Source organism: Pseudomonas baetica (assembly GCF_002813455.1).
In the GTDB taxonomy this organism is placed as follows: Bacteria; Pseudomonadota; Gammaproteobacteria; order Pseudomonadales; family Pseudomonadaceae; genus Aquipseudomonas; species Aquipseudomonas baetica.
In genome coordinates this window covers 5,336,344-5,361,981 of sequence record NZ_PHHE01000001.1, presented here as the reverse complement: position 1 = coordinate 5,361,981, position 25,638 = coordinate 5,336,344, and the positions used below count along the sequence as shown (strand labels likewise).

The following is a 25,638-nucleotide window of genomic DNA, read 5'->3' as shown; positions in this document are numbered from 1 at the left end:
GGCTTGCTCGCGAAGGCGTCGTGTTAGCCAACCTCTTAGTCATCTGACATACCGCATTCGCGAGCAAGCCCGCTCCCACAGTTTTCAATCCTCCCGTGTTTTTGTCATGTTTCTGGAGGATAAAATCGCGCTCACATGGCCTGATTGTATAAACGGCGTACCGCCAGAACACAAGTCGGTAAATGCGTTCGGACAAGGCGGTTTTTTGTGATAGGGTTCGCGCCCTTAAAAATCCGCTGAAGCGTTTTTCCGGGTGAAAAAACAGTGACAAACGGTCTAGCTCAGTGGGTTCGTGGCCTACACGCGTTTTCCTGCTTTCTTACACAATTTACGCACAGGTTTATCCACAGGCTGTCCGTTGCATTCCCCCCCTGAAACGCATTATCTTGTAGCACGGCGAAAACAGAGACCCTACATATGGGGTTTTCGACTAAAAAGCCCAACCACATTTCAGACCTGAAACTCAAGCGCTTTATGGCAAGTTTCCAGTTGAACGAAACAAGTTTTTCGAAGCCCAAACCGCGCTTGCGGATGGCACCGTTTTTTTAGCTGCAAAAGGCAAAGAACGGTATGGGTGTTGCAGTCATTACTGTCACCCGGGAAGGAATCCGGTTCGAGCGCAGGCTCGTAACCAAAACTTCGGCAGGGATGCGGCGATGTAGCCTTTTTCCTACTGCTCCGAAGTTGTTAGGCCGACGCTCGTCGGTTGTAGTGCTTCGGGACAGAACGGTGAGCACCATGATGGTGCCCAAACAAACATAGAGAATGTGGAGAAAATCCCCCATGCAAACCGACACAACTCGCGAGAACCCGCAGGGCACCTTGCCGCAGGCCGCTGATTCGAATTCGGATCTGGCAGCTACCGCGCCTGGTCAACTGCGCGTGATCAAGCGCAATGGCACTGTCGTTCCTTACACCGATGACAAGATCACCGTCGCTATCACCAAAGCGTTTCTCGCAGTTGAGGGCGGCACCGCTGCCGCCTCGTCGCGAATCCACGACACTGTTGCCCGCCTGACCGAACAAGTCACCGCGACCTTCAAACGTCGCATGCCTTCGGGCGGCACTATCCACATCGAAGAAATCCAGGACCAGGTCGAACTGGCCCTGATGCGTGCCGGCGAGCAGAAAGTCGCTCGCGACTACGTGATCTACCGTGACGGTCGTTCGAAAGAACGCGCTGCCCACGCTCCGGCCGAAGAAGCGGTCAACGCGCATCCGTCGATCCGCATCACCCGTGCCGACGGCACTTTCGCGCCGCTGGACATGGGCCGCCTGAACACCATCGTCACCGAAGCCTGCGAAGGCCTGGAAGAAGTAGACGGTGACCTGATTCAGCGCGAAACCCTGAAAAACCTGTACGACGGCGTGGCCCTGACCGACGTCAACACCGCCCTGGTGATGACCGCCCGTACCCTGGTTGAGCGTGAGCCGAACTACTCGTTCGTGACCGCCCGCCTGCTGATGGACACCCTGCGTGCCGAAGGCCTGAACTTCCTTGAAGTCGCCGAAAGCGCCACCCATCACGAAATGGCCGACCTGTACGCCAAGGCCCTGCCGGCCTACATCGCCAAAGGTATCGAGTTCGAACTGCTGAACCCTGTGCTGGCCACCTTCGACCTGGAAAAACTGGGCAAGGCGATCAACCACGAGCGCGATCAGCAGTTCACCTACCTGGGCCTGCAAACCCTGTACGACCGTTACTTCATCCACAAGGATGGCGTGCGTTTCGAACTGCCGCAGATCTTCTTCATGCGCGTGGCCATGGGCCTGGCGATCGAAGAGAAGCAGAAAGAAGACCGTGCGATCGAGTTCTACAACCTGTTGTCGTCCTTCGACTACATGGCTTCGACGCCGACCCTGTTCAACGCCGGCACCCTGCGTCCACAGCTGTCGAGCTGCTACCTGACCACCGTTCCGGATGACCTGTCGGGCATCTACCACGCGATCCACGACAACGCCATGTTGTCGAAATTCGCCGGCGGCCTGGGCAACGACTGGACGCCTGTTCGTGCTCTGGGTTCGTACATCAAAGGCACCAACGGCAAGTCGCAAGGCGTGGTTCCGTTCCTCAAAGTAGTCAACGATACCGCCGTTGCCGTTAACCAGGGTGGCAAGCGCAAAGGCGCTGTGTGTGCCTACCTGGAAACCTGGCACATGGACATCGAAGAGTTCATCGAACTGCGCAAGAATACTGGTGATGATCGTCGTCGTACCCACGACATGAACACTGCCAACTGGATCCCTGACCTGTTCATGAAGCGTGTCTTCGATGACGGCAAGTGGACCCTGTTCTCGCCATCCGAAGTACCGGACCTGCACGACCTGACCGGTAAAGCCTTCGAAGAGCGTTACGAGTACTACGAAGCACTGTCCGAGTACCCGGGCAAGATCAAGCTGTTCAAGACCATCCAGGCCAAAGACCTGTGGCGCAAAATGCTGTCCATGCTGTTCGAAACCGGCCACCCATGGCTGACGTTCAAAGACCCGTGCAACCTGCGTAGCCCGCAGCAGCACGTCGGCGTGGTTCACAGCTCGAACCTGTGCACCGAGATCACCTTGAACACCAACAAGGACGAGATCGCCGTTTGCAACCTGGGCTCGATCAACCTGCCGAACCACATCGTCGACGGCAAGCTGGACACCGCCAAGCTGCAACGCACCGTGAACACTGCCGTGCGCATGCTCGACAACGTGATCGACATCAACTACTACTCGGTGCCGCAAGCGAAGAACTCCAACTTCCGTCACCGTCCGGTAGGTCTGGGCATCATGGGCTTCCAGGACGCTTTGTACCTGCAGCACATCGCCTACGGTTCCGACGCTGCCGTCGAGTTCGCCGACAAGTCGATGGAAGCGGTCAGCTACTTCGCGATCCAGGCGTCCTGCGACCTGGCCGACGAGCGCGGCGCGTACGAGACGTTCAACGGTTCGCTGTGGTCCAAAGGCATCCTGCCGCTGGATTCGCAACAGATCCTGATCGAACAGCGTGGCCAGAAGTACATCGACGTTGACCTGAACGAAACCCTGGACTGGGCACCGGTTCGCGCCCGTGTTCAGAAAGGCATTCGTAACTCCAACATCATGGCCATCGCACCGACCGCGACCATCGCCAACATCACTGGCGTATCGCAGTCGATCGAACCGACCTACCAGAACCTGTATGTGAAATCGAACCTGTCGGGCGAATTCACCGTGATCAACCCGTACCTGGTTCGCGACCTCAAGGCTCGCGGTCTGTGGGACTCGGTCATGATCAACGACCTGAAGTACTACGACGGTTCGGTTCAGCAGATCGAGCGCATCCCGCAAGAACTCAAAGAGCTCTACGCGACCGCCTTCGAAGTGGACACCAAGTGGATCGTTGACGCCGCCAGCCGTCGTCAGAAGTGGATCGACCAGGCCCAGTCGCTGAACCTGTACATCGCCGGCGCCTCGGGCAAGAAGCTCGACGTGACCTACCGCATGGCCTGGTACCGTGGCCTGAAAACCACCTACTACCTCCGTGCCCTGGCCGCGACCAGCACCGAGAAGTCGACCATCAACACCGGCAAGCTGAACGCTGTTTCCAGCGGCGGCAACCACGGCGACGATTCGGTTCTGGCAGCACCTGCCGGTCCTGCTCCAGTGCCAAAGGCTTGCGCGATTGACGAGCCGGATTGCGAAGCTTGCCAATAAGCTGAGCCCGTTCAGGTGCCGAAAGACACCTGAATGAAAAAAGCCCCTGACAGACCTCTGGTTTGTCGGGGGCTTTTTTTTGGTTCTTCACGGAATCCCGGGAAACACAGAAACAAGAACGCCGATTTGCTTGATGATGTTCGTGCGAGCAAACACATCTAACAAACCGGCGTTCTTATGCGCGATATTAATACTTTCCTTCCTTTTTGGGAGGGCTTTTCTGTCGTCACGATCAAGCCTGATGGTGATGCCCTCCAGATCGATCTTACACCCCACGCCACCCGATTCCCTTCCTGTGGTGGGTGCCAAAAACCCTGTTCAACCACGCATGAGTATTGCCAGCGAGTCATTCGTGATTTACCCATTCTCGGTCGCGCAGTACGCCTGAGCGTTTTGCTCCGACGCGTTGGTTGCCGCGACTGTGGCAAACGCATGGAGGCCGTCAGTTGGCTGGATCGCTATGCCCGTATGACACGGCGTCTGGCAGAGGCGGTCATTCAAGCCTGTGAACGCCTTCCCACGTTGCACGTAGCGCAGATGTTTGGGCTGCATTGGGAGACCGTTCGGGTGCTGGAGCGTCGAGCCTTGCAAGCAGCATTGAGCGTTTTGCCAAAGGCGCAACCGCGACGTTTGGTGATGGACGAGTTCGCATTGTTCAAAGGTCATCGTTATGCCAGCGTTGTTCTGGATGCGGATACGCGACGGGTGCTGTGGATCGGCGAAGGCCGCAGCCGGGCGGCGGTCAGGCCATTTTTCGAAGAGCTGGGGCCAGAGGGGTGCGCCCGAATCGAAGCGGTGGCAATGGACATGAACACCGCTTTTGATCTGGAGGTTCGTCAGCACTGCCCAAAAGCGCGAGTGGTCTACGATCTTTTCCATGTGGTGGCCAAATATGGCCGAGAGGTGATTGATCGGGTTCGCGTCGACGAAGCCAATCGACTGCGTCACGACAAGCCGGCCCGAAAGGTCATCAAGCAAGCGCGTTGGCTGCTCCTGCGCAACCCGCAGAACCTGAAAACACCGGAGCAACAGGTCCGCTTGGAGGATTTGCTGGCGGCCAACCAAGCGTTGATGACGGTCTACTTGATGAACGCTGAACTCAAAACGCTCTGGACGCCAAGTACCGCCTGGGGCTGGAGATCAGCCTGGAAGCAATGGCTGCGCCACGCTGATGAAAGCGCGATACCGGCTCTGATCCTGTTCGCCAAACGGCTAAAGGGTTACTGGCGGGGAATCGTCAGCCGGGTTCGCTGGCCGATGCACACGGGGCAGTTGGAAGGCATAAACAATCGAATAAAGGTTATCAAACGGATGGCGTACGGTTACCGGGATAGCGAATTCTTTTTCATGAAAATCAAGAGCGTCTTTCCCGGTAATCCGTGAAGAACCTTTTTTGCATCAATGTTGAGCCAGATAGATGTCGGTTGGCTGACAGGCCGCCATTGCTGATCTTTTGATTTTGTTTTTTTGGGTTTGGGGGCATATCCGTTGCTGCGGTGATGGCTGATTAGGGTTCCGCCATTACGGCGGGTCACCTTTTCCAAACGCCGAAAAGGTAACCCAAAAGGCTTTACCCTGACGTACGGCACTTCGCCTAGGCTCAGTGTTCCCTCGCTACGGTGTCCATCCGGGGGCATCGCCTACGGTTTGCTTCGCTGCACCTCCTCTCGATGAATGCGGCTTCGCCGCACGGCGCTACGCGCCTACCCCCCGGATGAACACCTTCGCTCGGCCTGCCGATGGGCCTGAAGAGCAAGATCAAAAGCCAAAGCCAAAGCCAAAGCCAAAGCCAAAGCAGATCAAAAGATCGTCCGATCGCGGCCCGAGCCTTCGGCAGCTCCTACAGGTGGGTTGATTACATCTGTTAGATATTGGTCGGCTGGCAGGCCGCCTTCGCGAGCAGGCTCGCTCCCACAATGGGATCGAGTACACCCGCCAGAAACTGGTCGGCTGGCAGGCCGCCTTCGCGAGCAGGCTCGCTCCCACAATGGGATCGAGTACACCCGCCAGAAACTGGTCGGCTGGCAGGCCGCCTTCGCGAGCAGGCTCGCTCCCACAATGGGATCGAGTACACCCGCCAGAGCCTGGTCGGCTGGCAGGCCGCCATCGCTGGCAAGCCAGCTCCCACAAGAAAATGAGTACACCCCGTACGCGGCGCATGCCGCCCCACTCAACACAATGAGCGCAAGCTCGAGTACCGCTCTTGATCTTGATCTTGATCTCGGAGCCCGTCGGCAGGCTGAGTGGAGGGATTGATCCGGGGGTGGGAGCGCAGCGACCGTTTGGCGCAGCCAAACACATCGAGAGGAGGTGCAGCGAAGCAAACCGGAGGCGATGCGCCCGGATCAATTCCGTAACGAAGGAACCCGAGCCTAAGCGAGGGCCGTACGTCAGGGTAAAGCCCTTTTGGTTGCTTTTGAGGCGTTTGTCAAAAGTGACCCGCCGTCAGGGCGGAACCCTAAGCCGCCCTCACCGCAGCAACGGATATTCACCCAACCAACCAGAGCATGGTCGGCCCAAAGGTCGCCAAGAACAGCGCCCACAAAAAAGCCCCTCAAAAAGAGGGGCTCCCTGTACAGCCAAAACCCAGAATCAGGTCATCTGAATGATGGTCTGCATAATGGTGCTCTGAGTCGAAATAGTCTTCGCGTTCGCCTGATAGTTGCTCTGACCCTTGATCAGATCAACCAGCTCGTTGGTCAGGTTAACGTTGGACTCTTCCAGCGAGTTGGACACTACCTCACCCAACGTACCGGTCTTCGGCGCATCGTAGCCCGGAATACCCGACGCGAAAGTCTCTTTCCAACCGGTACCACCAACAGCCTGCAGGCCTTGTTCGTTGGTGAAACTCGCCAGTGCAACCTGGCCGATGGCCTTGCTCTGGTTGTTGCTGAAGTTGGCGAACAAAGTACCAGTGCCGTCGATGGTCAGGTTAGTGATCTGGCCAGTGGCGTAACCATCCTGAGTCGGAATCGTACGCGAGGTGTCAGCGTTGTACTGAGTGGTCTTGGCCATCGAAATGGTTACGCCATTCGGATTGGCAGCCGCGCCGTTAGGCGTAAAGACACCGTTGGTCACGGTGCCGGGCACCCAGCCAGTCATCTTCAGGTCGCTGCTGATGATCGGGGTCGGCGTGCTTGGCGTGCTGACCTGAGTCAACTTGCCAGCAGAGTCGAACGTCAGCGTCGAAGCAACCGGAGGGGTCGTGAGTGGGTTACTACCGGTTGCGTCCGGATTGCGCCCATCCACCAGGGTGTAAACCTTCCATGTGTTTTCGCCAGTCTTCACAACATACTGATCCATGTCGTGCTTGTTACCCTGCGAGTCATAGATCGGAGTGCTGAACGACTTGGTGTAGGTCTCAAGCTTGCTCGGATCGAACTTGACGGCGTTGGTGCCAGTATCGACGATCACCGGTGCCGACGAGTTCAGGTTGATGCTCGAACCCACTGCCGAAGTCGACTTCGGTGCCAGGTTCGAAGTGTCGATCTTCAAGTCAGTCAACACGCCGTTGATGATTTTGCCGTTAGCATCCACACCGTAACCTTGCAGACGCGAGGTGTAGTTGGTGTTGGTGATGTAACCAGCGTTGTCGACCTTGAACGTACCGGCACGGGTGTAGGAAATCGAACCGTTGTTGCTCATGGTGAAGAAGCCGGAGCCGTTGATGCCCATGTCCAACACGTTGCCGGTGTTGTTGATGTCACCTTGGTTGAACTGCTGGGAAACGTTGGCCAGGCGCACACCGTTACCGATGACCTTGCTGCCGCTGCCCAGGCGAGTCGACGAATAAACATCTTCGAATTCTGCGCGGGACGATTTGAAACCGGCGGTCGCGACGTTGGCGATGTTGTTGCCGGTTACGTCCAGTTGCTTGTTGGCTGCATAGAGACCGCTAAGGCCGATATTGAAAGACATATTCCACTCCTTTGTGCCGGTTAGTCGGCTCTATATACCAATGGTTTGTACTTTGGACAGGGCAACGGAGCCCTTGCCGGCCAGGTTGAGCATCAGCTCGCCACCGGACTGGCTCATGGTCACGCTGTTGACGGTGGCCGGCAGGTAGGTCGCCAGATCCGTCGCCGTGCCGTTGATCGCAGCACTGGCCTTGAAGGTGTAAGTGCCGACCGGCACCACGGTGCCCGACGAGTCCTTGCCGTCCCACGTAAAGCTGGCAGCGCCGGCTGCGCGACTCCCCAGATCAATGGTGCGTACGGTTTTGCCGCTGCTGTCGGTAATCGTCACCGTGCCACCGGCGATGGACGATGGGACCGTCGCCGTGCCGGTCAGACCTTTGCTCGGATCGTCGAGTTGGGCGGTGTTGGTCTGCACAATCACGTTGCGACCCACCAGCGACGACGCCTGCAACGCCTGCGAGGAGTTGTAGTTGCCAGCCAGCGAGCTGACCGTGGTGTTGAGCGTGGTAATGCCTTCCAGACTGCTGAATTGCGCCAACTGCGCAACGAAGGCGCTGTTGTCCTGCGGGTCGAGCGGGTTCTGGTTTTTCAGCTGGGTAACCAGCAGTTGCAGAAACGCATCCTTGCCCAGCGCTTTGCCGCCGGTGGTGCTATTGGTCGCTGCTGCAATGCCATCCGTGGTGGTGCTGCTCGTCTTCCTCGACGAGTTCGCCAAGATGTCTTTCAGGCTGAGGCCGCTGGTGGTATCGGTAACGCTCATGGCAGTCGCCCCTTATTACTGACCCAGGGTCAGTACCTTCTGCATCATGGTTTTGGCGGTGTTCATCATTTCGGCGTTGGTCTGGAACGAACGGCTCGCGGAAATCATGTCAGCCATTTCTTCCACCACGTTGACGTTCGGGTAGTAGACGTAGCCTTTGGCGTCAGCGGCCGGATGGTTCGGCTCGTAACGCGCTTCGAGATTGCTCTGGTCTTCGACTACGCCGAGTACCTGCACGCCTTGACCGGCGGCGTCCTGGCTCTGGAACAGCGAGTTGCTGCCGCTGTTCTGGCCGCCCTGGAACATGGTGGCGAACACCGGGTGACGGGCGCGATAGGTCTGGTCGATGCTCGACGAGACGGTTTCGGCGTTGGCGATGTTCGAAGCCACGGTGTTCAGACGCGTAGTTTGTGCGCTCATGCCGCTGCCGGCAATGTTGAAAACGCTGGACAGGGACATGGATTACTCTCCGCGCAGGGCTGATACCAGCCCTTTGAATTTGCTGTTGAGCAGCGTGAAGCTGGCCTGGAAACCGACCGCGTTTTCCGCGTAATTCGATTGCTCAAGCTGCGCGTCCACGGTGTTCTGGTCGATCGACGGTTGCATCGGCGTGCGATACATCAGCGACTCATCACCATTGCCCAGACCTTCAGCCTCGATGTGACGGCTGTTGGTCATGTTCAGGGCGAACGTACCGCCGCTCTTGGTTTTCTCGGTCTGCGCCTCAAGCACTTTGGAGAAATCCAGATCCCGAGCCTTGTAGTTCGGGGTGTCGGCGTTGGCGATGTTGTTGGCCAGGACTTCGGCACGCTGAGCGCGGAAGCCGAGGGCTTTTTCGTGAATGCCGAGCGCTTTATCGAAGCTGATGCTCATGTCGGGAACCTTCGGGTGACCGGTTTTTCGTAACTGAGCTTTAGCAAGCGGCGTGCCAATGTGAGAAGTGCCCGTAATCAGGGGCTTTGCGCGGAGTCGGCAAGGCGGCAATGCCAGAAAAGCGGCAACCGGTTTCCGCCGGATGCCGCTTTTCTGCCGCTTGACTGCCTCTCTCACGACCACCACCGCTCCCACAATGGGATTTGAGGTGTGTGGTGGATATATTTCAGGCATAAAAAAACGGCAGGCCTTTGCGGACCTGCCGTTTTTTGTGTCGCCGATGCAATCACTTCGCCTGGTAAATAATCCCCGGGCTGCACTGAACCATCTGGTAATGATCCGGCAAGCCGTTCAACGCTTCGGAAGCGCCAAGGAACAGATAGCCGCCCGGCTTCAACGTACTGTGAATGCGCAACAGGATGTCTTTCTTCACTTCAGCAGAGAAGTAGATCAACACGTTGCGGCAAAACACGATGTCGAACTTGCCAAGCGCTGCATAGCTATCGAGCAAGTTGAACGAGCGAAATTCTACCCGATTCTTGATCGGCGCCTTGATCACCCAGCGGCCCGGCCCTTTCGGGTCGAAATAGCGCTGCAAACGATCGGGGGACAGACCGCGCCCGATCGCCAGGCTGTCGTACTCGCCGGTCTTGCAATTGGTCAGCATGAGGCCGGACAAGTCCGTGGCAACAATCTGCACCCCCATCTTCAACTGGCCAAGATTGCTGCGCTCGAACTCGTCGATCGACATCGACAACGAATACGGTTCCTGACCCGACGAGCAGGCTGCGGACCAGATCCGCAGACGCTGGTTGGGACTGGCCTTGATGGCTTCGGGCAGCACCTTGTTCTTCAAGACTTCAAACGGATAGGTGTCACGAAACCACAGGGTTTCGTTGGTCGTCATGGCATCGACCACCTGCTCGCGCAAACCGCTGCGCGGCTGGGTCTGGATGCGCTGAACCAGCTCACCCAGAGACTTGATGCCTTGCTGCTCCATCAGTTTGTTGAGACGGCTCGAGACCAGGTACTGCTTGTTTTCACCGAGCAAAATGCCACAGGCTTTTTCCAGGAAGACCCGGAACTGTTCGAAATCCAAATTACCCGTAGACAATGATGCCGCCTCTTAAATCGTGTTGACCGCCAAGAGCAAAACGCTCTCAGCTGATATCTGCTGCTTTGATCCGGTCGACTACCCGGGATGCCAGGTCATCAGGGCGGAATTTGGCCAGGAAGTCATCGGCACCGACTTTCTTGACCATCGCCTGATTGAATACCCCCGACAACGAAGTATGCAGGATGATATGAAGCTTTTGCATGCGAGGATCACCGCGAATCTCCGCCGTCAGTGTGTACCCGTCCATCTCCGGCATCTCGATGTCGGAGATCATCATCAGGAACTCTTCTTCCGGCTTCTTGCCCTCGTCGACCAGCTTGCGCAGATAATCCAGCGCCTGCTTGCCATCGTTCAACGCCACTACCTCGACGCCGATCGTCTGCAGGCACCGCGTGACCTGCTTGCGCGCCACCGACGAGTCATCGACCGTCAGCACCCGCAGCGACAACGCCTTGGTCTGAGTCTCGACATCGACCACACCCACCGAAATCGCTTCCGGCGTCGGTGCAACTTCCGCCAGCACTTTCTCGACGTCGATGATTTCGACTAACTGATTGTCCACCCGAGTCACAGCGGTCAGGTAATGATCGCGCCCCGTGCCCTTGGGTGGTGGATGAATCTCTTCCCAGTTCATGTTGACGATGCGCTCCACCGAGCGAACCAGGAAACCCTGGGTCTTGGTGTTGTACTCCGTGATGATCACGAACGGACTGTTCTTGTCTTTCAACGCTCCGGAGCCGGTCGCCATTGCCAGATCAAGGATCGGAATGGTCGCCCCCCGAATATTTGCTACCCCGCACACGACAGGACTGGATTTGGGCATCAACGTCAGCGACGGGCATTGCAGCACTTCCCGAACCTTGAACACGTTGATCCCGTAGAGCTGCTGACCGTCGAGACGGAACAACAACAGCTCCAGGCGATTCTGCCCTACCAGTTGCGTGCGCTGGTTTACCGAATCCATTACACCAGCCATGCCCAGACTCCTACACCAACGCCAAGTGTTGTTGCGACGCACATTTATTGCTAAACGGCACGGCGCTTGCTTTTTAACCCGTATGAACGCTCAAACGACATTTTTCCGACACCTGACATCCCGCACCCGCAAACGTGTTTGCGCGATGTTGGCCGTTTGCCTCTTTTTCGCTGGCAGCCCTGCCGGTGCTGATACGGTTACCTTGCCTGACATGCTTATCGGCGTCACTCAGGGCTTTCTTGAATTCACCGTAGAAGACTATTTGGCTTCCAGTCAAACGCAAGGCCGTTACGAAATCGAGGTCAAGCAGCTCGACCCCCGCATGCGCATGCCCATGTGCGACAAGGAATTGACAGCGTCTTTGGAGAGTCCGGCACGTCCGTTGGGGCGGGTAACCGTCAAGGTTCGCTGTGAGGGCGCCTCGCCCTGGACAGTGTTCGTACCCGCTCAAGTCCGCCTGTTTCGCGAGATTGTCACCACGACCCGCCCCCTCAAACGCGCCGGCATTATCGAGCCGCAAGACGTGACCTTGCGCGAACGCGATGTCAGCGTGATCAATCAAGGTTTTCTGACCTCGGTAGACGAAGCGATCGGGCAGAAATTAACCCGACCAACGGTCGCCGATCAGGTCATTACCCTGGTCCATCTCGAACAGGCGGAAGTCGTGCGCAAGGGTGATCAAGTGGTCATCATCGCCCGCAGCGGCACACTCGCCGTACGCATGCCCGGCGAAGCGCTGGCCAATGGTGGTCTGAAAGAACAGATCAGGGTAAAAAACCTCAACTCCAATCGAGTCATCAAGGCGCAGGTCATCGCGCCAGGCCAAGTGGAAGTGGCCATGTAAAAGCCTCGTGAGAAAACTGGCGCGGACCCCGTCGCTTCCCTAAACTGTGCCGCAGCAGGACACGCGCTGGCGCATGCAGGCTCATTGGTAAAATGTGCCTAAAGTTTTCCAGGGGATGGCCGAAAACATGGCAAGCTTCCAAATTCCCAGAGGTTTTTATCATGGTCATCGATTTCAGCCGTTTGAACAGCTCCTCGTCACTTACGGGCAGTACACGTACCAGCAACGCCAAGGAAACCGCTGAAACCGGTACCTCCGCGCCGCTGAATACCCAGGCCGAACCGGCCAGTACCGCAAAAAGCGGGGAATCGGTACACCTCAGCAATGAGGCTCAACAGTTGCAGAAGGTCACTGACAAGCTGCGCGATCAGCCTGCCGTCGACAAAGCCCGTGTGGCCGAGTTGAAAGCCGCGATTGCCGATGGCAGCTATAAAGTCGACAGCAACCGTGTAGCCAGCAAACTGCTCAACTTCGAAGCCCAGCGCTAGGCCTTCGCCTGCGCCAGGCTTTTGGACGCTTAAAACCCAAGGCCAGCCATGCACGACACTAATTTATTGCAACTGATCAACGACGACTTTGCTCCAGCTCAACAATTGCTGGAGTTGTTGCAAACCGAATCCATCGCTTTGCACGGTCGTGACATGCCACTGCTGGAAGAAATTCTGGCGCGCAAACAGGCGTTGATCATTCTGCTTGAACAGCATGGCCGCAAACGCAGCGAAATCCTCGCCAGCCTCGGTCTGTCGACGGATCGTCAAGGTCTCGAACAACTGGCCAGCCAGTCGAGCATTGGCGAGCAGTTGATGACGCAAGGCGACGCACTGACCGATCTCATCGCTCAATGCCAGGCTGCCAACGCCAAAAATGGCCAGTCGATCCAGATTCAGCAGGCCTCCACGGCCAATCAGCTGAAAATCCTCACCGGGGGCGAACCGCCAGCGCTGTATGACGCCAGAGGCACTTTTGCCAAGCCCGCCAAGCCGCGTACATTCAGCCAGGCATAAGCCGTTGATGCGCCAGCCCTATCAACTCGCGAAACATGCTGGCAAAATGATGGCCAGTCGTCATATTTTGTCTGGAGAGTGATAAACCGTGTCCAACACCCTAAGCGCGGATGATGCTCCGCAGCCCCCAAAGGTGCTCACCACGCCACTGGAAATCTCCAGCAATCTGCGCCAGCTGCAAGAAAGCCACGACCCACTGATCATCACGTTTCATGAACGCAGCCAGCGCTTTCAGAGCTACCTGATCAAAGTCGACCGCGACAGCGCTTCGATCGCCTTGGACGAAATGATCCCGCGCGACGGCGAGCGCTTCCTGCTCGCCGGCGAGCCGTTCAAGGTCGAAGGTTTCCACGAAGGTGTGCGCATTGCCTGGGAATGCACCGGCACGCTGAACATCGAAGAGTCCGACGGCGACCGCTTTTACACTGGCGAGCTGCCAACCGAGGTGGTTTACCACCAGCGCCGCAACGCCTTCCGCGCCGCATTGAAGCTCACCGACCTGGTCAGCGTCGAACTGGGCGGCGAAAAGCTCAAGGCGCCGATCAACGGCAAGCTGCTGGATATTTCCGCCACCGGTTGCAAGCTGCGCTTTGAAGGTGACATCACCGAACGCCTGCAACTGGGTCAGGTCTACGATCGCATGATCGCCCCGCCGCTGTTCGGCAATCAGCCGGTCTCCGTTGAGCTTCGGTATCTGCACTTCGAAGAAAAACTCAACATCACCTTTGCCGGCCTGCGTTTCCACAACATCAGTGGTCAGGCGGCTCGCAACGTTGAGCGCTTCGTTTACCAATTGCAGCGTGAAGCGCGGCGATTCGACAAAGACGACCTGTGATTCGAACACGCAAATAAAAAGGGCAGTCCTTGGCGGGACTGCCCTTTTTTATGTTCGACGGATTCTCAAGGCCTGGCGCCACTGATGTCCGGAGTGGGTTTTTCGCTGTCGTCGTCCGGGCTTGCTACTGGCTCAGGCTCAGGCTCTTTGTCTGTCTCGGTCTCAGGTTCCGGCGCGACTGTATTCTGCATCTGCTCCTGCACCACTTGCTCATCCACACGGGGGTCGAGGGCTGCTACCAGCGGTGAGCTGGACATGCTGTCCGGCATCGCCACGTGATGCAACGGCGCATCGTCGACCTGGTGCAGGTTGGTCACGGCTTTCGGGCGTATCCGCCACACCAGTACCAGGGCAAAGAAACTGAAGAACGCGTACAGGCTCTGGCTACCGAAGAACTTCATCAACACACCCGCTGCCAGCGGACCGATACTGGCACCGACCCCGTAAGTCACCAGCAGCATCGCCGTCAGCGATACCCGGCGATCGCCTTCGACGTGGTCGTTGGAAAACGCCACCGCCAGTGGATACAGACAGAACTGCACCAGCGAACAGAGGAAGCCGACCACAAACAGCACCTCCAGCGGCACCTGCGGCAGGATCGCCAGCGGCAATGCCGCCACCGCCAGAAACCCGGCAAAACAACGAATCAGCAGCGCGCGGTCATAACGGTCCGACAACCAGCCCAACGGCCACTGCACCAGCAGTCCGGCAAAAATGCAGCTACCCATGAACAGACCGACCTGTTCGGTCGACAGCCCTTGCTGCGAAGCATACAACGGCGCCAGACCGTAGAACGAGCCAATGATCAAACCCGCCCCGAGCACCGTACTCAAGGACTGCGGCACGCGTTTGATGAAGAAGCGGGGTTCCATCGGCGCAGGATGCAATGGCGCCGGGTGAATCCGCCGTGTCAGCGTCACCGGTACCAGACACAGCGCAAAGCACAGGGCGACCAGCATCAGCAGTTCAAGACCGAGCCCCGGATGCATGACCAGAATCAGTTGCCCCAACACCAGCCCCAGATACGACGCGATCATGTAGCCGCTGAACACCAGACCGCGCTGATTGGCGTCGGCCTGCTCATTGAGCCAGCTCTCGATCACCATGTACTGGCACATCATGCCCAGACCGACGATCGTCCGCAGCACCAGCCACGCCGGCAACCAGTCCACCAGACCATGGCCAAGCACCGCCGCCCCGACAATCCCGGCACACGCCGAATAAGCACGGATATGCCCGACCCGGGCGATCAACCGGTGGCCGATTTTGCCGCCCAGCACCAGGCCGAAATAGTTGGCCGCCATCAACGCACCGACCCACAGGCCGTCGACATCGTCAGCAGCCAGGCGCAACGCCAGATAAGTAGACAAAAGGCCTGAGCCGATCAACATCATCAGCGAGGCGAAATACAGGGCTCGAAAGGATTTCCAGATTTGGCGCATCGGCGTTCCGAGCGGCTCCTTGCAGTAAATATCGGGCTACCAAAACGATAGCCCGATGGCGGCGGTACGTCAGGCCTGGGCTGTTAGAACACGTCGTTCCCAGGGAGTGATTTCATCAAAGAAGCTGGTCAACTCCATGGTCTTCGAAGCGATGTAGCCTTCGATGAACTCCTGTCCGAACAGTTCCCTCGCCAATTGGCTACGTTTCAGACGCTCGAGTGCGGCATGCAAGGTACACGGCAGCGCAAGATTGTCCGGTACTTCGAACTCACCCTGAATCGCTGCGCTCGGCTCAAGCTCATGCTCGATGCCATGCAAACCGGCGGCCAGACTGGCGGCGATCGCCAGATACGGATTGGCATCGGCACCCGGCAAACGGTTTTCGACCCGACGGGCGACCGGCGCACTGGCCGGAATGCGCAGCCCGGCGGAACGGTTATCGTGCGACCAACAGGCATTGTTCGGCGAAGCATAGGGATGGCACAGGCGCTGATAGGAGTTCACATTCGGTGCAAACAACGCCGTGAAATCGGCCATGCCGGCCTGCTGCCCACCGATGAAGTGACGGAACATCGCAGTCGGCTCGCCGTTGGCATCGCTAAAGACGTTCTTGCCGGTAGCGATGTCGACGAGACTCTGGTGAATGTGCATCGAACTGCCCGGCGTATGCGCCAGCGGTTTGGCCATGCACACCACGGTCAGGCCATGCTTGAGCGCGACTTCTTTGAGCAGATGCTTGAACAGGAATGTCTGATCGGCCAGCAACAGCGGATCACCGTGCAACAGGTTGATCTCGAACTGACTGACGCCCATTTCATGCATGAAGGTATCGCGCGGCAGACCGAGGGCGGCCATGCATTTATAGACTTCGCTGAAGAACGGCCGCAGACCGTTGTTGGAACTGACGCTGAACGCTGACAAGCCATCCTCGCGGCGCCCATCAATGCCGACTGGCGGGCGGAACGGTTGCGTCGGATCGGTATTCGGGGCGAAGACGAAGAATTCCAGCTCGGTCGCCACCACCGGCGCCAGGCCGCGCGCCGCGTAACGGGCGATGACTTTCTTCAGTTGGCCACGGGTCGACAGGTTGGAGCTTTCGCCGGTCAGTTCGTCGGCATCGCAAATCGCCAGGGCACGGGCTTCGTCACTCCATGGCAACGGATGAATCTGGTCTGGGTCGGCAATCAGCGCGAGGTCACCGTCATCGCCGCCGTAAAAACGCGCTGGTGGATAACCGCCCATGATGCATTGCAGCAGCACACCCCGTGCCAGCTGCAAACGCCGTCCTTCGAGGAAGCCTTCGGCGGTCATTACCTTGCCACGCGGTACGCCATTCAAATCCGGCGTGACACATTCAATCTCATCAATGCCCGTCAATCGCTGTGCGAGTGAACCTTGGCCATCGGTTGTCATGACGCAATCCTTGTTGTTGTGCGAGCCGCGAACGGCGACCCGTACAAAATAGGCTCCGGCCGTTCGGAATATCAAGCAGCGTCAAACAAAAAGCCTTGCATCACGGCAGGTAGAGACTGAACACCCCGCCGCCCAACGGGCCGCCGTTGCGAATTTCCGTGCGTCCTTCAACGCCATTACGTTGATGCAACGCGGCGATGCGAGCCGCGAAATACAACCCAAGCCCGGTGCTGCCGCTGCTGTGATTGATGCCCTGCACGTAATCGTTCTGACGCTCAAGCATCTCGGCCGGATAACCATCGCCGTCATCGTTGATGCTCACCACCAGTTGCCCGGCCTCGTCGCTGACAGTAATCAGCAGCGACTCGCGGGCATAACGAATGGCATTGTTGATGCAGTTGCCCAGCACCGAAGCGACCAGCTCACGGTCGAAGAACCCCAACGGACTCAGCGGATCGACTTCATACGTGGCGATGATCCCGCGACTGGCAAACACCTCTTGATGCGCCGCCAGTTGCGCCTCGATGAAATCATCCAGTTCGTGATATGCCGGCTGCAACGGCATCTGATTGACACCGAGCTTATACAGCCCGAGCAGTTGCACCAGCATGCCGTTGAGGTGAGCGAATTCGAAGTCGATCACGCCCTGCTCCGTGCCGCTGCGCTGCGCTTGGGGCAAACGCGCCAGCCATTGGCTATGGGCCTGCATGAGCATGGCCAGCGAGTTCTTCATATCGTGAACGGTGGAGGCGATCACCGTGGAAAAATCCAGAGCCTGCTTGTCTTGGTTCATTCGCCAAACGCCTTGCTTTTCAGCTTCTGATAACGCGAGTAACGCGCGTCAGTGTCGGGCATCAGACCGACCATTTTCAGGCAGGCCCGACATTCTTCCAGCTCCGCCGACGGCACACTGGTGTCGGTGCCGTGCAGCAGCGACTGGGCCATGTTCAGCGCGATACTGATGTTCTTCGGTTGCATTTTCAGCGCCTTGCGGAAGACTTCGCGGGCCTCCACCAGGTTACCGGTCTTGTACACGCGCACGCCCTGACGGTTGAGGTCGGCGGCGGCGTTGCTGGAACTGAGAATAGTCGGGTCATCGGTGAGCTTGGCGATGTCTTTCATCACCGCCGGATCGTCGCCGTAGATCTCCGCGCAGCTCTTGAGCATGGAGGTGCCCGCCTCGGCCTGACCGAGCATCTGCAACTGCTTGGCGACGAGCAGCGCGGCTTCCGGGCTCATGAACTGTTCCATGCCGTCGAGGCGCATTATGGCCTGCTCGGTGAGCTTGTCGGCGGTTTCGGCGTCGTTGAGCAGCAGACTGGTGGCCTTCATCAAACGCGCGCGAATCTGCAAACCGGGGTCGGTCGGGTTCTCTTTGGCCACGGCGCTCAGCGTTGTGTTGATCTCCAGTCGCGTGCGCGTGTCGAGACCGCGCTCACTGCCTTTGCTGATCAGCGCATGGGCCAGGCCGAGGTTGCTTTCCGGATCCTTGAAACGCGACTGCGCGCCCTGCGATACGGCCTGACGGTAAGCCCGCGAGGCCGTATCGAAATCTTCGTTGGTCATCGCCAGTTTGCCGAGCAACGCCTGTCGACGCACCGCCAGCGGCGACAGCCGAATCGCCTCTTCCAGCACCCGCTGCGCGCCTTTGGTATCGCCCTCGGAAACCAGCACGTCGGCCATCCCGTCATATAGCGCTGGCATCATCGGGAACACTTTCAAGGCTTTTTCGTAGACGCCTTTGGCCTGAGCCACTTGCCCGCGCTTGAACAGCAACTTGCCCAACCCGGCAAACGCCCACGGCAACGGCCGGTCAGCAATGATGCTGTCGTAGAGACGCTCCAGTGCTTCGTTCTGATTCAAGTCGCGCAAGGCATCAGCACGGTAGCGCAGGCACAGCGGCGAATAACGGATGTCCTGTTTGCACAGAGCGATGCACGCGTTGAGCACCTCGACCGGTTTGCCACGGTCGAGGGCTTGCAGAATAGGTTTGAGCAACGTCTTGCGCTGCTCCAGACGCTCCAGCCGCTGGGCCAGGCCAGAACGGTTGAACGGTTTGGTCAGGTACGCATCCGGCTCGTGCTCCAAAGCACTGAGCACCATCGCCTGACTGGTCTCGGCCGTGACCATGACAAACACGGCTTCGTGGCTGATGAGTTTTTCCAGCATCAGGTCTTCGAGTACCTGCTGGCCGTTCTTCTTGCCGTCGCCGAGATGGAAATCCTGCAGGATGAAATCGTAGGACTTCTGCGCACACATCTTCAGCGCCTGCTCACCGGTGTCGGCGGTGTCCACGTCCTTGACCCCCAACTCGCGCAACATCGAGCGCACGGAGCTGCGGAAATCCGAGAAATCATCGACGATCAGAAAACTCTTTTGGTGATACGACAGCATCGAAGATTTCCAGGCAATTGAATTAAAAGTACCGAGGGCTTTTACAGGCGCGAAGATGATAACTGCAGGCAAAATGCTATCAAGTGATTTCATTCGCGGCCGATGAGATTGCAAGAGCCGATCGGGTTATCGGCCACAAGTGACGTTCCCTGAAGCAAGCACTTCAAGATTCCTTGCGCAGCGATTACTCTGCGCGCCTTCTACTCTACCGATACAGGGTTTACCTCGTGTACAGCAAAGGACGCTGCATCGTGTCCGCCTGTGCTCTTCTGATTATCCAGGAGGCGACGGCGGCTGGAATGGACTGCACAAAAGCGGCGAACACCGTTGAAAAGACTATTTGTGCCAATAAAATCGTGTACGAACTGGATACACAGATGGGAACGGTTTATCGGGAATTGATGAAGGCTTCCAGTGATGGCCAAGCTGAACTCAAGAGCACTCAACGGCTTTGGCTAAAAGCACGCAACGACTGCGTTGAAGATACTTGCCTGGAGCAAAGCTATCGCGAGCGTTTGCAGTTGTTGCAAGCGCAGTGGAAGGAGGCTGTTGTCTTCAAACCGAGCGACCTCGATAAACAGGTTCTGGACGATCTGCAAAAACGCATCCGGGCGGCCAGCGAAAACGATCCGGAGTTTGCCCTGGAGCGAACACTCGACTCCTTGGCGATCAAAACCCGTCAGACTTCATTTTCCTCCGAGCCTGATGACGATCAATACTCGGAGAAGACTCACGTTCCCAAAGCAGTCCCAAAGGGTGTCAGTCGGCATGAATGGAGCGCCTTGCTCGCCTCGAACCTGAACGCCCATACCGAGCTTGGTCAAATCACGTTTACGTTGTTTGATCTGGACGGCGACGGACAGCGCGACCTCATCGTTCAGACCTATATAGGTGGCACCGGCCTATTCACGTTATTCGAAACCTATCGCCGTGACGGCGATCGATTTACCCGCAGAACGGCTGCTCTTGATAAGGAGTCAGGCGTTGGCAGTTCGCTGTACTCCACTAACGATCGTGGTGCCAACCAGTCGGTGAACTGGATAACCGTGCGCGGCAAGGTCTACGCCGCCTACCGAGACAGTGGATATGGTGTCGATCAGGTGTACCTGCTCAGCCCCCTGCAAATGAACCGCGAAGTGCCCATCGTCACCGTTCACTACCGCTATCAACTGCGCATCCCCCGCACCCAGCACCACAACGGCAACAACATCACTTACAAGCTCAAGCCTGAACTGCAACAGGCACTCACTCAAGGCTTGGCCACGATGGATGAAGAACTATCTGGTACGAGACAAGAGAGACAACCGATCTGCCCCATTCCTCAGTCTGCCAAGGATAGCGAGGAGGAGTATTACGGCTACGGTGCTGGGTATTACGCAGTCGAGTCCGTTGCCGACTTCCCGGTAATCATTGGTACTGAGTGTTTTATTGCGCGATTGAACAATTGGTTCGGCACTTAGAGCCATCCCTTTCAAGGTCTTTTAGTTTTGGCAGCCTTGATTACTCTGTCCGTTGAAACATGCGCATGCACCGCCGTGCCTTGGACCCATGTCTTGGGCTTAGGCACTTTGGGGCCACGGGGGCTTTTCGCAACTTGTTTGGGTTGGATGTTGCTGGCCAGCTCTAGTAAGCGCTGGGCCAGTTTTTCCAGAGGAATGACGGGAAGATATTCCGAAGGCAGCGCAATCTGCATTCCCTCATAACCACTCCTGACCTGAACCGCCAAGTGATAGATCGAGGCTTCCCAGCCGTCAGGCTGGGTATCCCGGTGAGCTTGCTCGACGCTTCGTTTGAGGACGGCCAGGACGTTGTAGGCCAACACCGCAGTGGCGAACCCGAGTAAGGCAGCCTTTGGGCTGCCAAGAGTTTCGATTTCACTTTCCAGGATCGCTTCCAGTCGCTGGAACATGCCTTCAATGCTCCAGCGACGGCGATAGAGTTGCGCGATCTGCTGTGCGCTGACGCTTTGGGGTAGATTGCTCCAGAACATCAAGCTGCTGTCACCCGAGTCTGTTGGCGAATGAAGCGTCAGTTCGACACGCCGACATTGGTAACCGCCTCTGACCTGGATGATCTGCTCACGCACAGTGCCTGTTTCCACAGGCACGGGTTCTTGCCACTCACCCTCTTGAATCAGGCGTGGATGTTTGGCTTGCTGACGAATGACAAAGGATGTCTGGACCTGCTCACAAGCCTCCATGACCGGGAGCGTGCAATAGAGTCGATCAGCCAGCCACACTTGGCCTGGCTCGGCATTGGCCAGTAGAGGCAGCACGCAAACACGCTCGCTTGCGTAGGCATCCTCACACGCCTGAAGGTCGATGACCTGATCGAGATCGGGGTCGTAAACAACCACCGAAAAGCCAGGACGAGCGGCGCCTCGCTCATGGCGTAGAGCGCCCAGACGTTTCTCAGTGGAAGCCAAATGATTGCCGTCCACCACTCGAAGCTGCCAGCCCGGCAACGTTTTGGTGCAGCCCAGCTCCTTGATGGTCGGAGTCAGACGTTGCGCACAACCTGTGACCAGAGCGCGTAACAGCGCAGGTTCAGTACGACTGATCTTGTCGTAGAGGGCAGCCAAACTGACAGGAAGATCTTCCAGTTGCCGCGCGGCGGCGTGCAGGGATGGCTTCAAGCCCAATGAAACAAGGGACATCAGCTTGATGATGGTCGAGAACAGTAGCTCACGAGAATACTGCCGTTGCCGATGCTCTTCGAAGACCTGATCAATCCACTCAGGCGCAATGGCCTGCTCCAGCGCCAATTTGGCCATGACACTGGCAGGTGCTTTTTTCTCGAAACGCGCTAGAACATCGGCCCACATCGTTCGGGTCCTCCTGGCTGAAGTATCAGGGGATTTTACCTAAGACCTTGAAAGGGATGGCACTTAGAGCGAGAAACATGGGCTGTTTGGGCAATTGAGCTTACGCAAGCCGGAATCAATAGAAGAGGAACGCAGCTACGAGGTGAATGGCCGCCGTCGCATCACGGAGATCAGTACCTCGATTGGTAAAGTCGGAGGCGGTGCCGCGGACGCAGAGTAGATCCAGCACTTGAGTCAGAAAGAGCCCCCCCAGGTCATCCTGTTCGGGGCTTTTTTGCAAACCGACAAAAGCGCTGAAGCCCGGGGCAGGTTGTTCAGGGATAAGAACTTTCCTTCGGGCAAAACAAAACCCCAACTGCTTTCGCAATTGGGGTTTCGGAATTTAATCTTGACGATGACCTACTCTCACATGGGGAAACCCCACACTACCATCGGCGATGCATCGTTTCACTGCTGAGTTCGGGATGGGATCAGGTGGTTCCAACGCTCTATGGTCGTCAAGAAATTCGGGTACTGAGTCGTGACCTGATGGCCTCGCTTCAGCAAATTGGGTATGTGACAGCTGTCGGTGTTTGTGAACATCGAACTTTCGGTTCGTTTCGTCTTCACACACCGCAATCTGGTCTCTTCGACGCAAATTGCTTGGGTGTTATATGGTCAAGCCTCACGGGCAATTAGTATTGGTTAGCTCAACGCCTCACAGCGCTTACACACCCAACCTATCAACGTCGTAGTCTTCGACGGCCCTTCAGGGAACTCAAGGTTCCAGTGAGATCTCATCTTGAGGCAAGTTTCCCGCTTAGATGCTTTCAGCGGTTATCTTTCCCGAACATAGCTACCCGGCAATGCCACTGGCGTGACAACCGGAACACCAGAGGTTCGTCCACTCCGGTCCTCTCGTACTAGGAGCAGCCCCTCTCAAATCTCAAACGTCCACGGCAGATAGGGACCGAACTGTCTCACGACGTTCTAAACCCAGCTCGCGTACCACTTTAAATGGCGAACAGCCATACCCTTGGGACCGGCTTCAGCCCCAGGATGTGATGAGCCGACATCGAGGTGCCAAACACCGCCGTCGATATGAACTCTTGGGCGGTATCAGCCTGTTATCCCCGGAGTACCTTTTATCCGTTGAGCGATGGCCCTTCCATACAGAACCACCGGATCACTAAGACCTACTTTCGTACCTGCTCGACGTGTCTGTCTCGCAGTCAAGCGCGCTTTTGCCTTTATACTCTACGACCGATTTCCGACCGGTCTGAGCGCACCTTCGTACTCCTCCGTTACTCTTTAGGAGGAGACCGCCCCAGTCAAACTACCCACCATACACTGTCCTCGATCCGGATAACGGACCTGAGTTAGAACCTCAAAGTTGCCAGGGTGGTATTTCAAGGATGGCTCCACGCGAACTGGCGTCCACGCTTCAAAGCCTCCCACCTATCCTACACAAGCAAATTCAAAGTCCAGTGCAAAGCTATAGTAAAGGTTCACGGGGTCTTTCCGTCTAGCCGCGGATACACTGCATCTTCACAGCGATTTCAATTTCACTGAGTCTCGGGTGGAGACAGCGCCGCCATCGTTACGCCATTCGTGCAGGTCGGAACTTACCCGACAAGGAATTTCGCTACCTTAGGACCGTTATAGTTACGGCCGCCGTTTACCGGGGCTTCGATCAAGAGCTTCGCGTTAGCTAACCCCATCAATTAACCTTCCGGCACCGGGCAGGCGTCACACCCTATACGTCCACTTTCGTGTTTGCAGAGTGCTGTGTTTTTAATAAACAGTCGCAGCGGCCTGGTATCTTCGACCGGCATGAGCTTACGGAGCAAGTCCTTCACCCTCACCGGCGCACCTTCTCCCGAAGTTACGGTGCCATTTTGCCTAGTTCCTTCACCCGAGTTCTCTCAAGCGCCTTGGTATTCTCTACCCAACCACCTGTGTCGGTTTGGGGTACGGTTCCTGGTTACCTGAAGCTTAGAAGCTTTTCTTGGAAGCATGGCATCAACCACTTCGTGTTCTAAAAGAACACTCGTCATCAGCTCTCGGCCTTAAGATCCCGGATTTACCTAAGATCTCAGCCTACCACCTTAAACTTGGACAACCAACGCCAAGCTGGCCTAGCCTTCTCCGTCCCTCCATCGCAATAACCAGAAGTACAGGAATATTAACCTGTTTTCCATCGACTACGCTTTTCAGCCTCGCCTTAGGGACCGACTAACCCTGCGTCGATTAACGTTGCGCAGGAAACCTTGGTCTTTCGGCGTGGGTGTTTTTCACACCCATTGTCGTTACTCATGTCAGCATTCGCACTTCTGATACCTCCAGCAAGCTTCTCAACTCACCTTCACAGGCTTACAGAACGCTCCTCTACCGCATCATCCGAAGATGATACCCGTAGCTTCGGTGTATGGTTTGAGCCCCGTTACATCTTCCGCGCAGGCCGACTCGACTAGTGAGCTATTACGCTTTCTTTAAAGGGTGGCTGCTTCTAAGCCAACCTCCTAGCTGTCTAAGCCTTCCCACATCGTTTCCCACTTAACCATAACTTTGGGACCTTAGCTGACGGTCTGGGTTGTTTCCCTTTTCACGACGGACGTTAGCACCCGCCGTGTGTCTCCCATGCTCGGCACTTGTAGGTATTCGGAGTTTGCATCGGTTTGGTAAGTCGGGATGACCCCCTAGCCGAAACAGTGCTCTACCCCCTACAGTGATACATGAGGCGCTACCTAAATAGCTTTCGAGGAGAACCAGCTATCTCCGAGCTTGATTAGCCTTTCACTCCGATCCACAGGTCATCCGCTAACTTTTCAACGGTAGTCGGTTCGGTCCTCCAGTTAGTGTTACCCAACCTTCAACCTGCCCATGGATAGATCGCCCGGTTTCGGGTCTATTCCCAGCGACTAGACGCCCTATTAAGACTCGCTTTCGCTACGCCTCCCCTATTCGGTTAAGCTCGCCACTGAAAATAAGTCGCTGACCCATTATACAAAAGGTACGCAGTCACCCAACAAAGTGGGCTCCCACTGCTTGTACGCATACGGTTTCAGGATCTATTTCACTCCCCTCTCCGGGGTTCTTTTCGCCTTTCCCTCACGGTACTAGTTCACTATCGGTCAGTCAGTAGTATTTAGCCTTGGAGGATGGTCCCCCCATATTCAGACAAAGTTTCTCGTGCTCCGTCCTACTCGATTTCATGACTAAGAGATTTTCGCGTACAGGGCTATCACCCACTATGGCCGCACTTTCCAGAGCGTTCCGCTAATCTCAAAGCCACTTAAGGGCTAGTCCCCGTTCGCTCGCCACTACTAAGGGAATCTCGGTTGATTTCTTTTCCTCAGGGTACTTAGATGTTTCAGTTCCCCTGGTTCGCCTCTTGCACCTATGTATTCAGTACAAGATAACCATCTTATGATGGCTGGGTTCCCCCATTCAGACATCTCCGGATCAAAGTCTGTTTGCCGACTCCCCGAAGCTTTTCGCAGGCTACCACGTCTTTCATCGCCTCTGACTGCCAAGGCATCCACCGTATGCGCTTCTTCACTTGACCATATAACCCCAAGC

General features: G+C 56.7%; 19 protein-coding genes and 2 rRNA genes. 7 read left to right on the top strand and 14 right to left on the bottom strand.

Annotated elements, in window-relative coordinates:
• Positions 1-783: 783 nt before the first annotated feature.
• Positions 784-3,678 (top strand): ribonucleoside-diphosphate reductase subunit alpha, encoded by a 2,895-nt coding sequence (locus ATI02_RS24775; RefSeq protein ID WP_095191896.1) that lies wholly within the window; start codon positions 784-786, stop codon positions 3,676-3,678.
• An 87-nt stretch (positions 3,679-3,765) separates the two neighbouring features.
• On the opposite strand, the gene ATI02_RS32835 is transcribed toward ATI02_RS24775, so the two are convergent.
• Positions 3,766-3,987 carry a hypothetical protein gene (locus ATI02_RS32835; RefSeq protein ID WP_238156161.1) on the bottom strand — a complete coding sequence of 74 codons (222 nt, stop codon included), beginning with the start codon at positions 3,985-3,987 and terminating at the stop codon, positions 3,766-3,768.
• On the opposite strand from ATI02_RS32835, the gene ATI02_RS24770 reads away from it, so the two are divergent.
• Positions 3,910-5,061, top strand: coding sequence for an ISL3 family transposase (locus ATI02_RS24770; protein WP_244196561.1), 1,152 nt, complete (start codon positions 3,910-3,912; stop codon positions 5,059-5,061). The two genes, ATI02_RS32835 and ATI02_RS24770, sit on opposite strands and share 78 nt — an antisense overlap.
• Positions 5,062-6,270: 1,209 nt before the next feature.
• On the opposite strand, the gene flgE is transcribed toward ATI02_RS24770, so the two are convergent.
• From flgE to ATI02_RS24740, 6 genes are all read right to left on the bottom strand, one after another.
• Positions 6,271-7,596: a flagellar hook protein FlgE gene (gene flgE, locus ATI02_RS24765; protein ID WP_095191848.1), complete on the bottom strand. Its 1,326-nt coding sequence runs from the start codon at positions 7,594-7,596 to the stop codon at positions 6,271-6,273.
• A gap of 30 nt (positions 7,597-7,626) precedes the next feature.
• On the bottom strand, positions 7,627-8,355 hold the full coding sequence (gene flgD / locus ATI02_RS24760; protein WP_095191849.1) for a flagellar hook assembly protein FlgD: 729 nt from the start codon (positions 8,353-8,355) through the stop codon (positions 7,627-7,629).
• A 15-nt stretch (positions 8,356-8,370) separates the two neighbouring features.
• On the bottom strand, positions 8,371-8,814 hold the full coding sequence (gene flgC, locus ATI02_RS24755; RefSeq protein WP_003227217.1) for a flagellar basal body rod protein FlgC: 444 nt from the start codon (positions 8,812-8,814) through the stop codon (positions 8,371-8,373).
• 3 nt (positions 8,815-8,817) lie between these two features.
• Entirely contained in the window at positions 8,818-9,228 is a 411-nt protein-coding gene (gene flgB, locus ATI02_RS24750; RefSeq protein WP_095191850.1) for a flagellar basal body rod protein FlgB, read from the bottom strand.
• A 286-nt stretch (positions 9,229-9,514) separates the two neighbouring features.
• Complete coding sequence (cheR, locus tag ATI02_RS24745; RefSeq protein WP_100847644.1) at positions 9,515-10,342, bottom strand: protein-glutamate O-methyltransferase CheR; 828 nt, start codon at positions 10,340-10,342, stop codon at positions 9,515-9,517.
• A 46-nt stretch (positions 10,343-10,388) separates the two neighbouring features.
• A complete protein-coding gene (locus ATI02_RS24740) occupies positions 10,389-11,321 on the bottom strand; it encodes a chemotaxis protein CheV (RefSeq protein ID WP_095191852.1) in 933 nt (310 codons plus the stop codon).
• An 82-nt stretch (positions 11,322-11,403) separates the two neighbouring features.
• Between ATI02_RS24740 and flgA the strand changes: the two genes are divergently transcribed.
• The 4 genes from flgA (at position 11,404) to ATI02_RS24720 (ending at position 14,004) form a co-directional block, all read left to right on the top strand.
• Entirely contained in the window at positions 11,404-12,165 is a 762-nt protein-coding gene (gene flgA, locus ATI02_RS24735; protein WP_095191853.1) for a flagellar basal body P-ring formation chaperone FlgA, read from the top strand.
• Positions 12,166-12,326: 161 nt separating this feature from the next.
• Complete coding sequence (gene flgM / locus ATI02_RS24730) at positions 12,327-12,653, top strand: flagellar biosynthesis anti-sigma factor FlgM (RefSeq protein WP_077574151.1); 327 nt, start codon at positions 12,327-12,329, stop codon at positions 12,651-12,653.
• A gap of 48 nt (positions 12,654-12,701) precedes the next feature.
• Entirely contained in the window at positions 12,702-13,169 is a 468-nt protein-coding gene (locus ATI02_RS24725) for a flagellar protein FlgN (RefSeq protein ID WP_100847643.1), read from the top strand.
• An 88-nt stretch (positions 13,170-13,257) separates the two neighbouring features.
• Positions 13,258-14,004: a flagellar brake protein gene (locus ATI02_RS24720; protein WP_095191856.1), complete on the top strand. Its 747-nt coding sequence runs from the start codon at positions 13,258-13,260 to the stop codon at positions 14,002-14,004.
• 65 nt (positions 14,005-14,069) lie between these two features.
• Here the strand turns inward: ATI02_RS24720 and ATI02_RS24715 are convergent, their stop codons facing one another.
• The 4 genes from ATI02_RS24715 to ATI02_RS24700 form a co-directional block, all read right to left on the bottom strand.
• On the bottom strand, positions 14,070-15,446 hold the full coding sequence (locus tag ATI02_RS24715; protein WP_095191857.1) for an MFS transporter: 1,377 nt from the start codon (positions 15,444-15,446) through the stop codon (positions 14,070-14,072).
• A gap of 69 nt (positions 15,447-15,515) precedes the next feature.
• On the bottom strand, positions 15,516-16,757 hold the full coding sequence (locus ATI02_RS24710) for a glutamine synthetase family protein (protein WP_192886542.1): 1,242 nt from the start codon (positions 16,755-16,757) through the stop codon (positions 15,516-15,518).
• A gap of 202 nt (positions 16,758-16,959) precedes the next feature.
• Positions 16,960-17,652, bottom strand: a complete 693-nt coding sequence (locus tag ATI02_RS24705; RefSeq protein WP_095191859.1) for a sensor histidine kinase — start codon at positions 17,650-17,652, stop codon at positions 16,960-16,962.
• Positions 17,649-19,253, bottom strand: a complete 1,605-nt coding sequence (locus ATI02_RS24700) for a tetratricopeptide repeat-containing response regulator (protein WP_095191860.1) — start codon at positions 19,251-19,253, stop codon at positions 17,649-17,651. Before ATI02_RS24700 ends, ATI02_RS24705 begins: the two co-directional genes overlap by 4 nt.
• A 251-nt stretch (positions 19,254-19,504) precedes the next feature.
• Here ATI02_RS24700 and ATI02_RS24695 point away from each other — a divergent pair, with 251 nt between their 5' ends.
• Positions 19,505-20,713, top strand: a complete 1,209-nt coding sequence (locus tag ATI02_RS24695; RefSeq protein ID WP_238156207.1) for a lysozyme inhibitor LprI family protein — start codon at positions 19,505-19,507, stop codon at positions 20,711-20,713.
• Between the two features lie 11 nt (positions 20,714-20,724).
• On the opposite strand, the gene ATI02_RS24690 is transcribed toward ATI02_RS24695, so the two are convergent.
• The 3 genes from ATI02_RS24690 to ATI02_RS24675 all read right to left on the bottom strand — a co-directional run bounded on the left by ATI02_RS24690 (position 20,725) and on the right by ATI02_RS24675 (position 25,624).
• Positions 20,725-22,026 (bottom strand): IS4 family transposase, encoded by a 1,302-nt coding sequence (locus ATI02_RS24690; RefSeq protein WP_100848404.1) that lies wholly within the window; start codon positions 22,024-22,026, stop codon positions 20,725-20,727.
• A gap of 437 nt (positions 22,027-22,463) precedes the next feature.
• A 5S ribosomal RNA gene (gene rrf, locus ATI02_RS24680) occupies positions 22,464-22,579 on the bottom strand.
• A gap of 151 nt (positions 22,580-22,730) precedes the next feature.
• Positions 22,731-25,624, bottom strand: a 23S ribosomal RNA gene (locus ATI02_RS24675).
• Between the last annotated feature and the right edge of the window lie 14 nt (positions 25,625-25,638).

Bases quoted from the DNA above. Each gene is read 5' to 3' on its own strand.
- flgB (WP_095191850.1), bottom strand. From the start codon at position 9,228: ATGAGCATCAGCTTCGATAAAGCGCTCGGCATTCACGAAAAAGCCCTC.
- flgA (WP_095191853.1), top strand. From the start codon at position 11,404: ATGAACGCTCAAACGACATTTTTCCGACACCTGACATCCCGCACCCGC.
- flgC (WP_003227217.1), bottom strand. From the start codon at position 8,814: ATGTCCCTGTCCAGCGTTTTCAACATTGCCGGCAGCGGCATGAGCGCA.
- flgD (WP_095191849.1), bottom strand. From the start codon at position 8,355: ATGAGCGTTACCGATACCACCAGCGGCCTCAGCCTGAAAGACATCTTG.
- ATI02_RS24740 (WP_095191852.1), bottom strand. From the start codon at position 11,321: ATGGCTGGTGTAATGGATTCGGTAAACCAGCGCACGCAACTGGTAGGG.
- flgE (WP_095191848.1), bottom strand. From the start codon at position 7,596: ATGTCTTTCAATATCGGCCTTAGCGGTCTCTATGCAGCCAACAAGCAA.
- ATI02_RS24690 (WP_100848404.1), bottom strand. From the start codon at position 22,026: ATGGCCAAATTGGCGCTGGAGCAGGCCATTGCGCCTGAGTGGATTGAT.
- ATI02_RS24725 (WP_100847643.1), top strand. From the start codon at position 12,702: ATGCACGACACTAATTTATTGCAACTGATCAACGACGACTTTGCTCCA.
- ATI02_RS24715 (WP_095191857.1), bottom strand. From the start codon at position 15,446: ATGCGCCAAATCTGGAAATCCTTTCGAGCCCTGTATTTCGCCTCGCTG.
- ATI02_RS24775 (WP_095191896.1), top strand. From the start codon at position 784: ATGCAAACCGACACAACTCGCGAGAACCCGCAGGGCACCTTGCCGCAG.
- ATI02_RS24705 (WP_095191859.1), bottom strand. From the start codon at position 17,652: ATGAACCAAGACAAGCAGGCTCTGGATTTTTCCACGGTGATCGCCTCC.
- ATI02_RS24700 (WP_095191860.1), bottom strand. From the start codon at position 19,253: ATGCTGTCGTATCACCAAAAGAGTTTTCTGATCGTCGATGATTTCTCG.
- flgM (WP_077574151.1), top strand. From the start codon at position 12,327: ATGGTCATCGATTTCAGCCGTTTGAACAGCTCCTCGTCACTTACGGGC.
- ATI02_RS24710 (WP_192886542.1), bottom strand. From the start codon at position 16,757: ATGACCGCCGAAGGCTTCCTCGAAGGACGGCGTTTGCAGCTGGCACGG.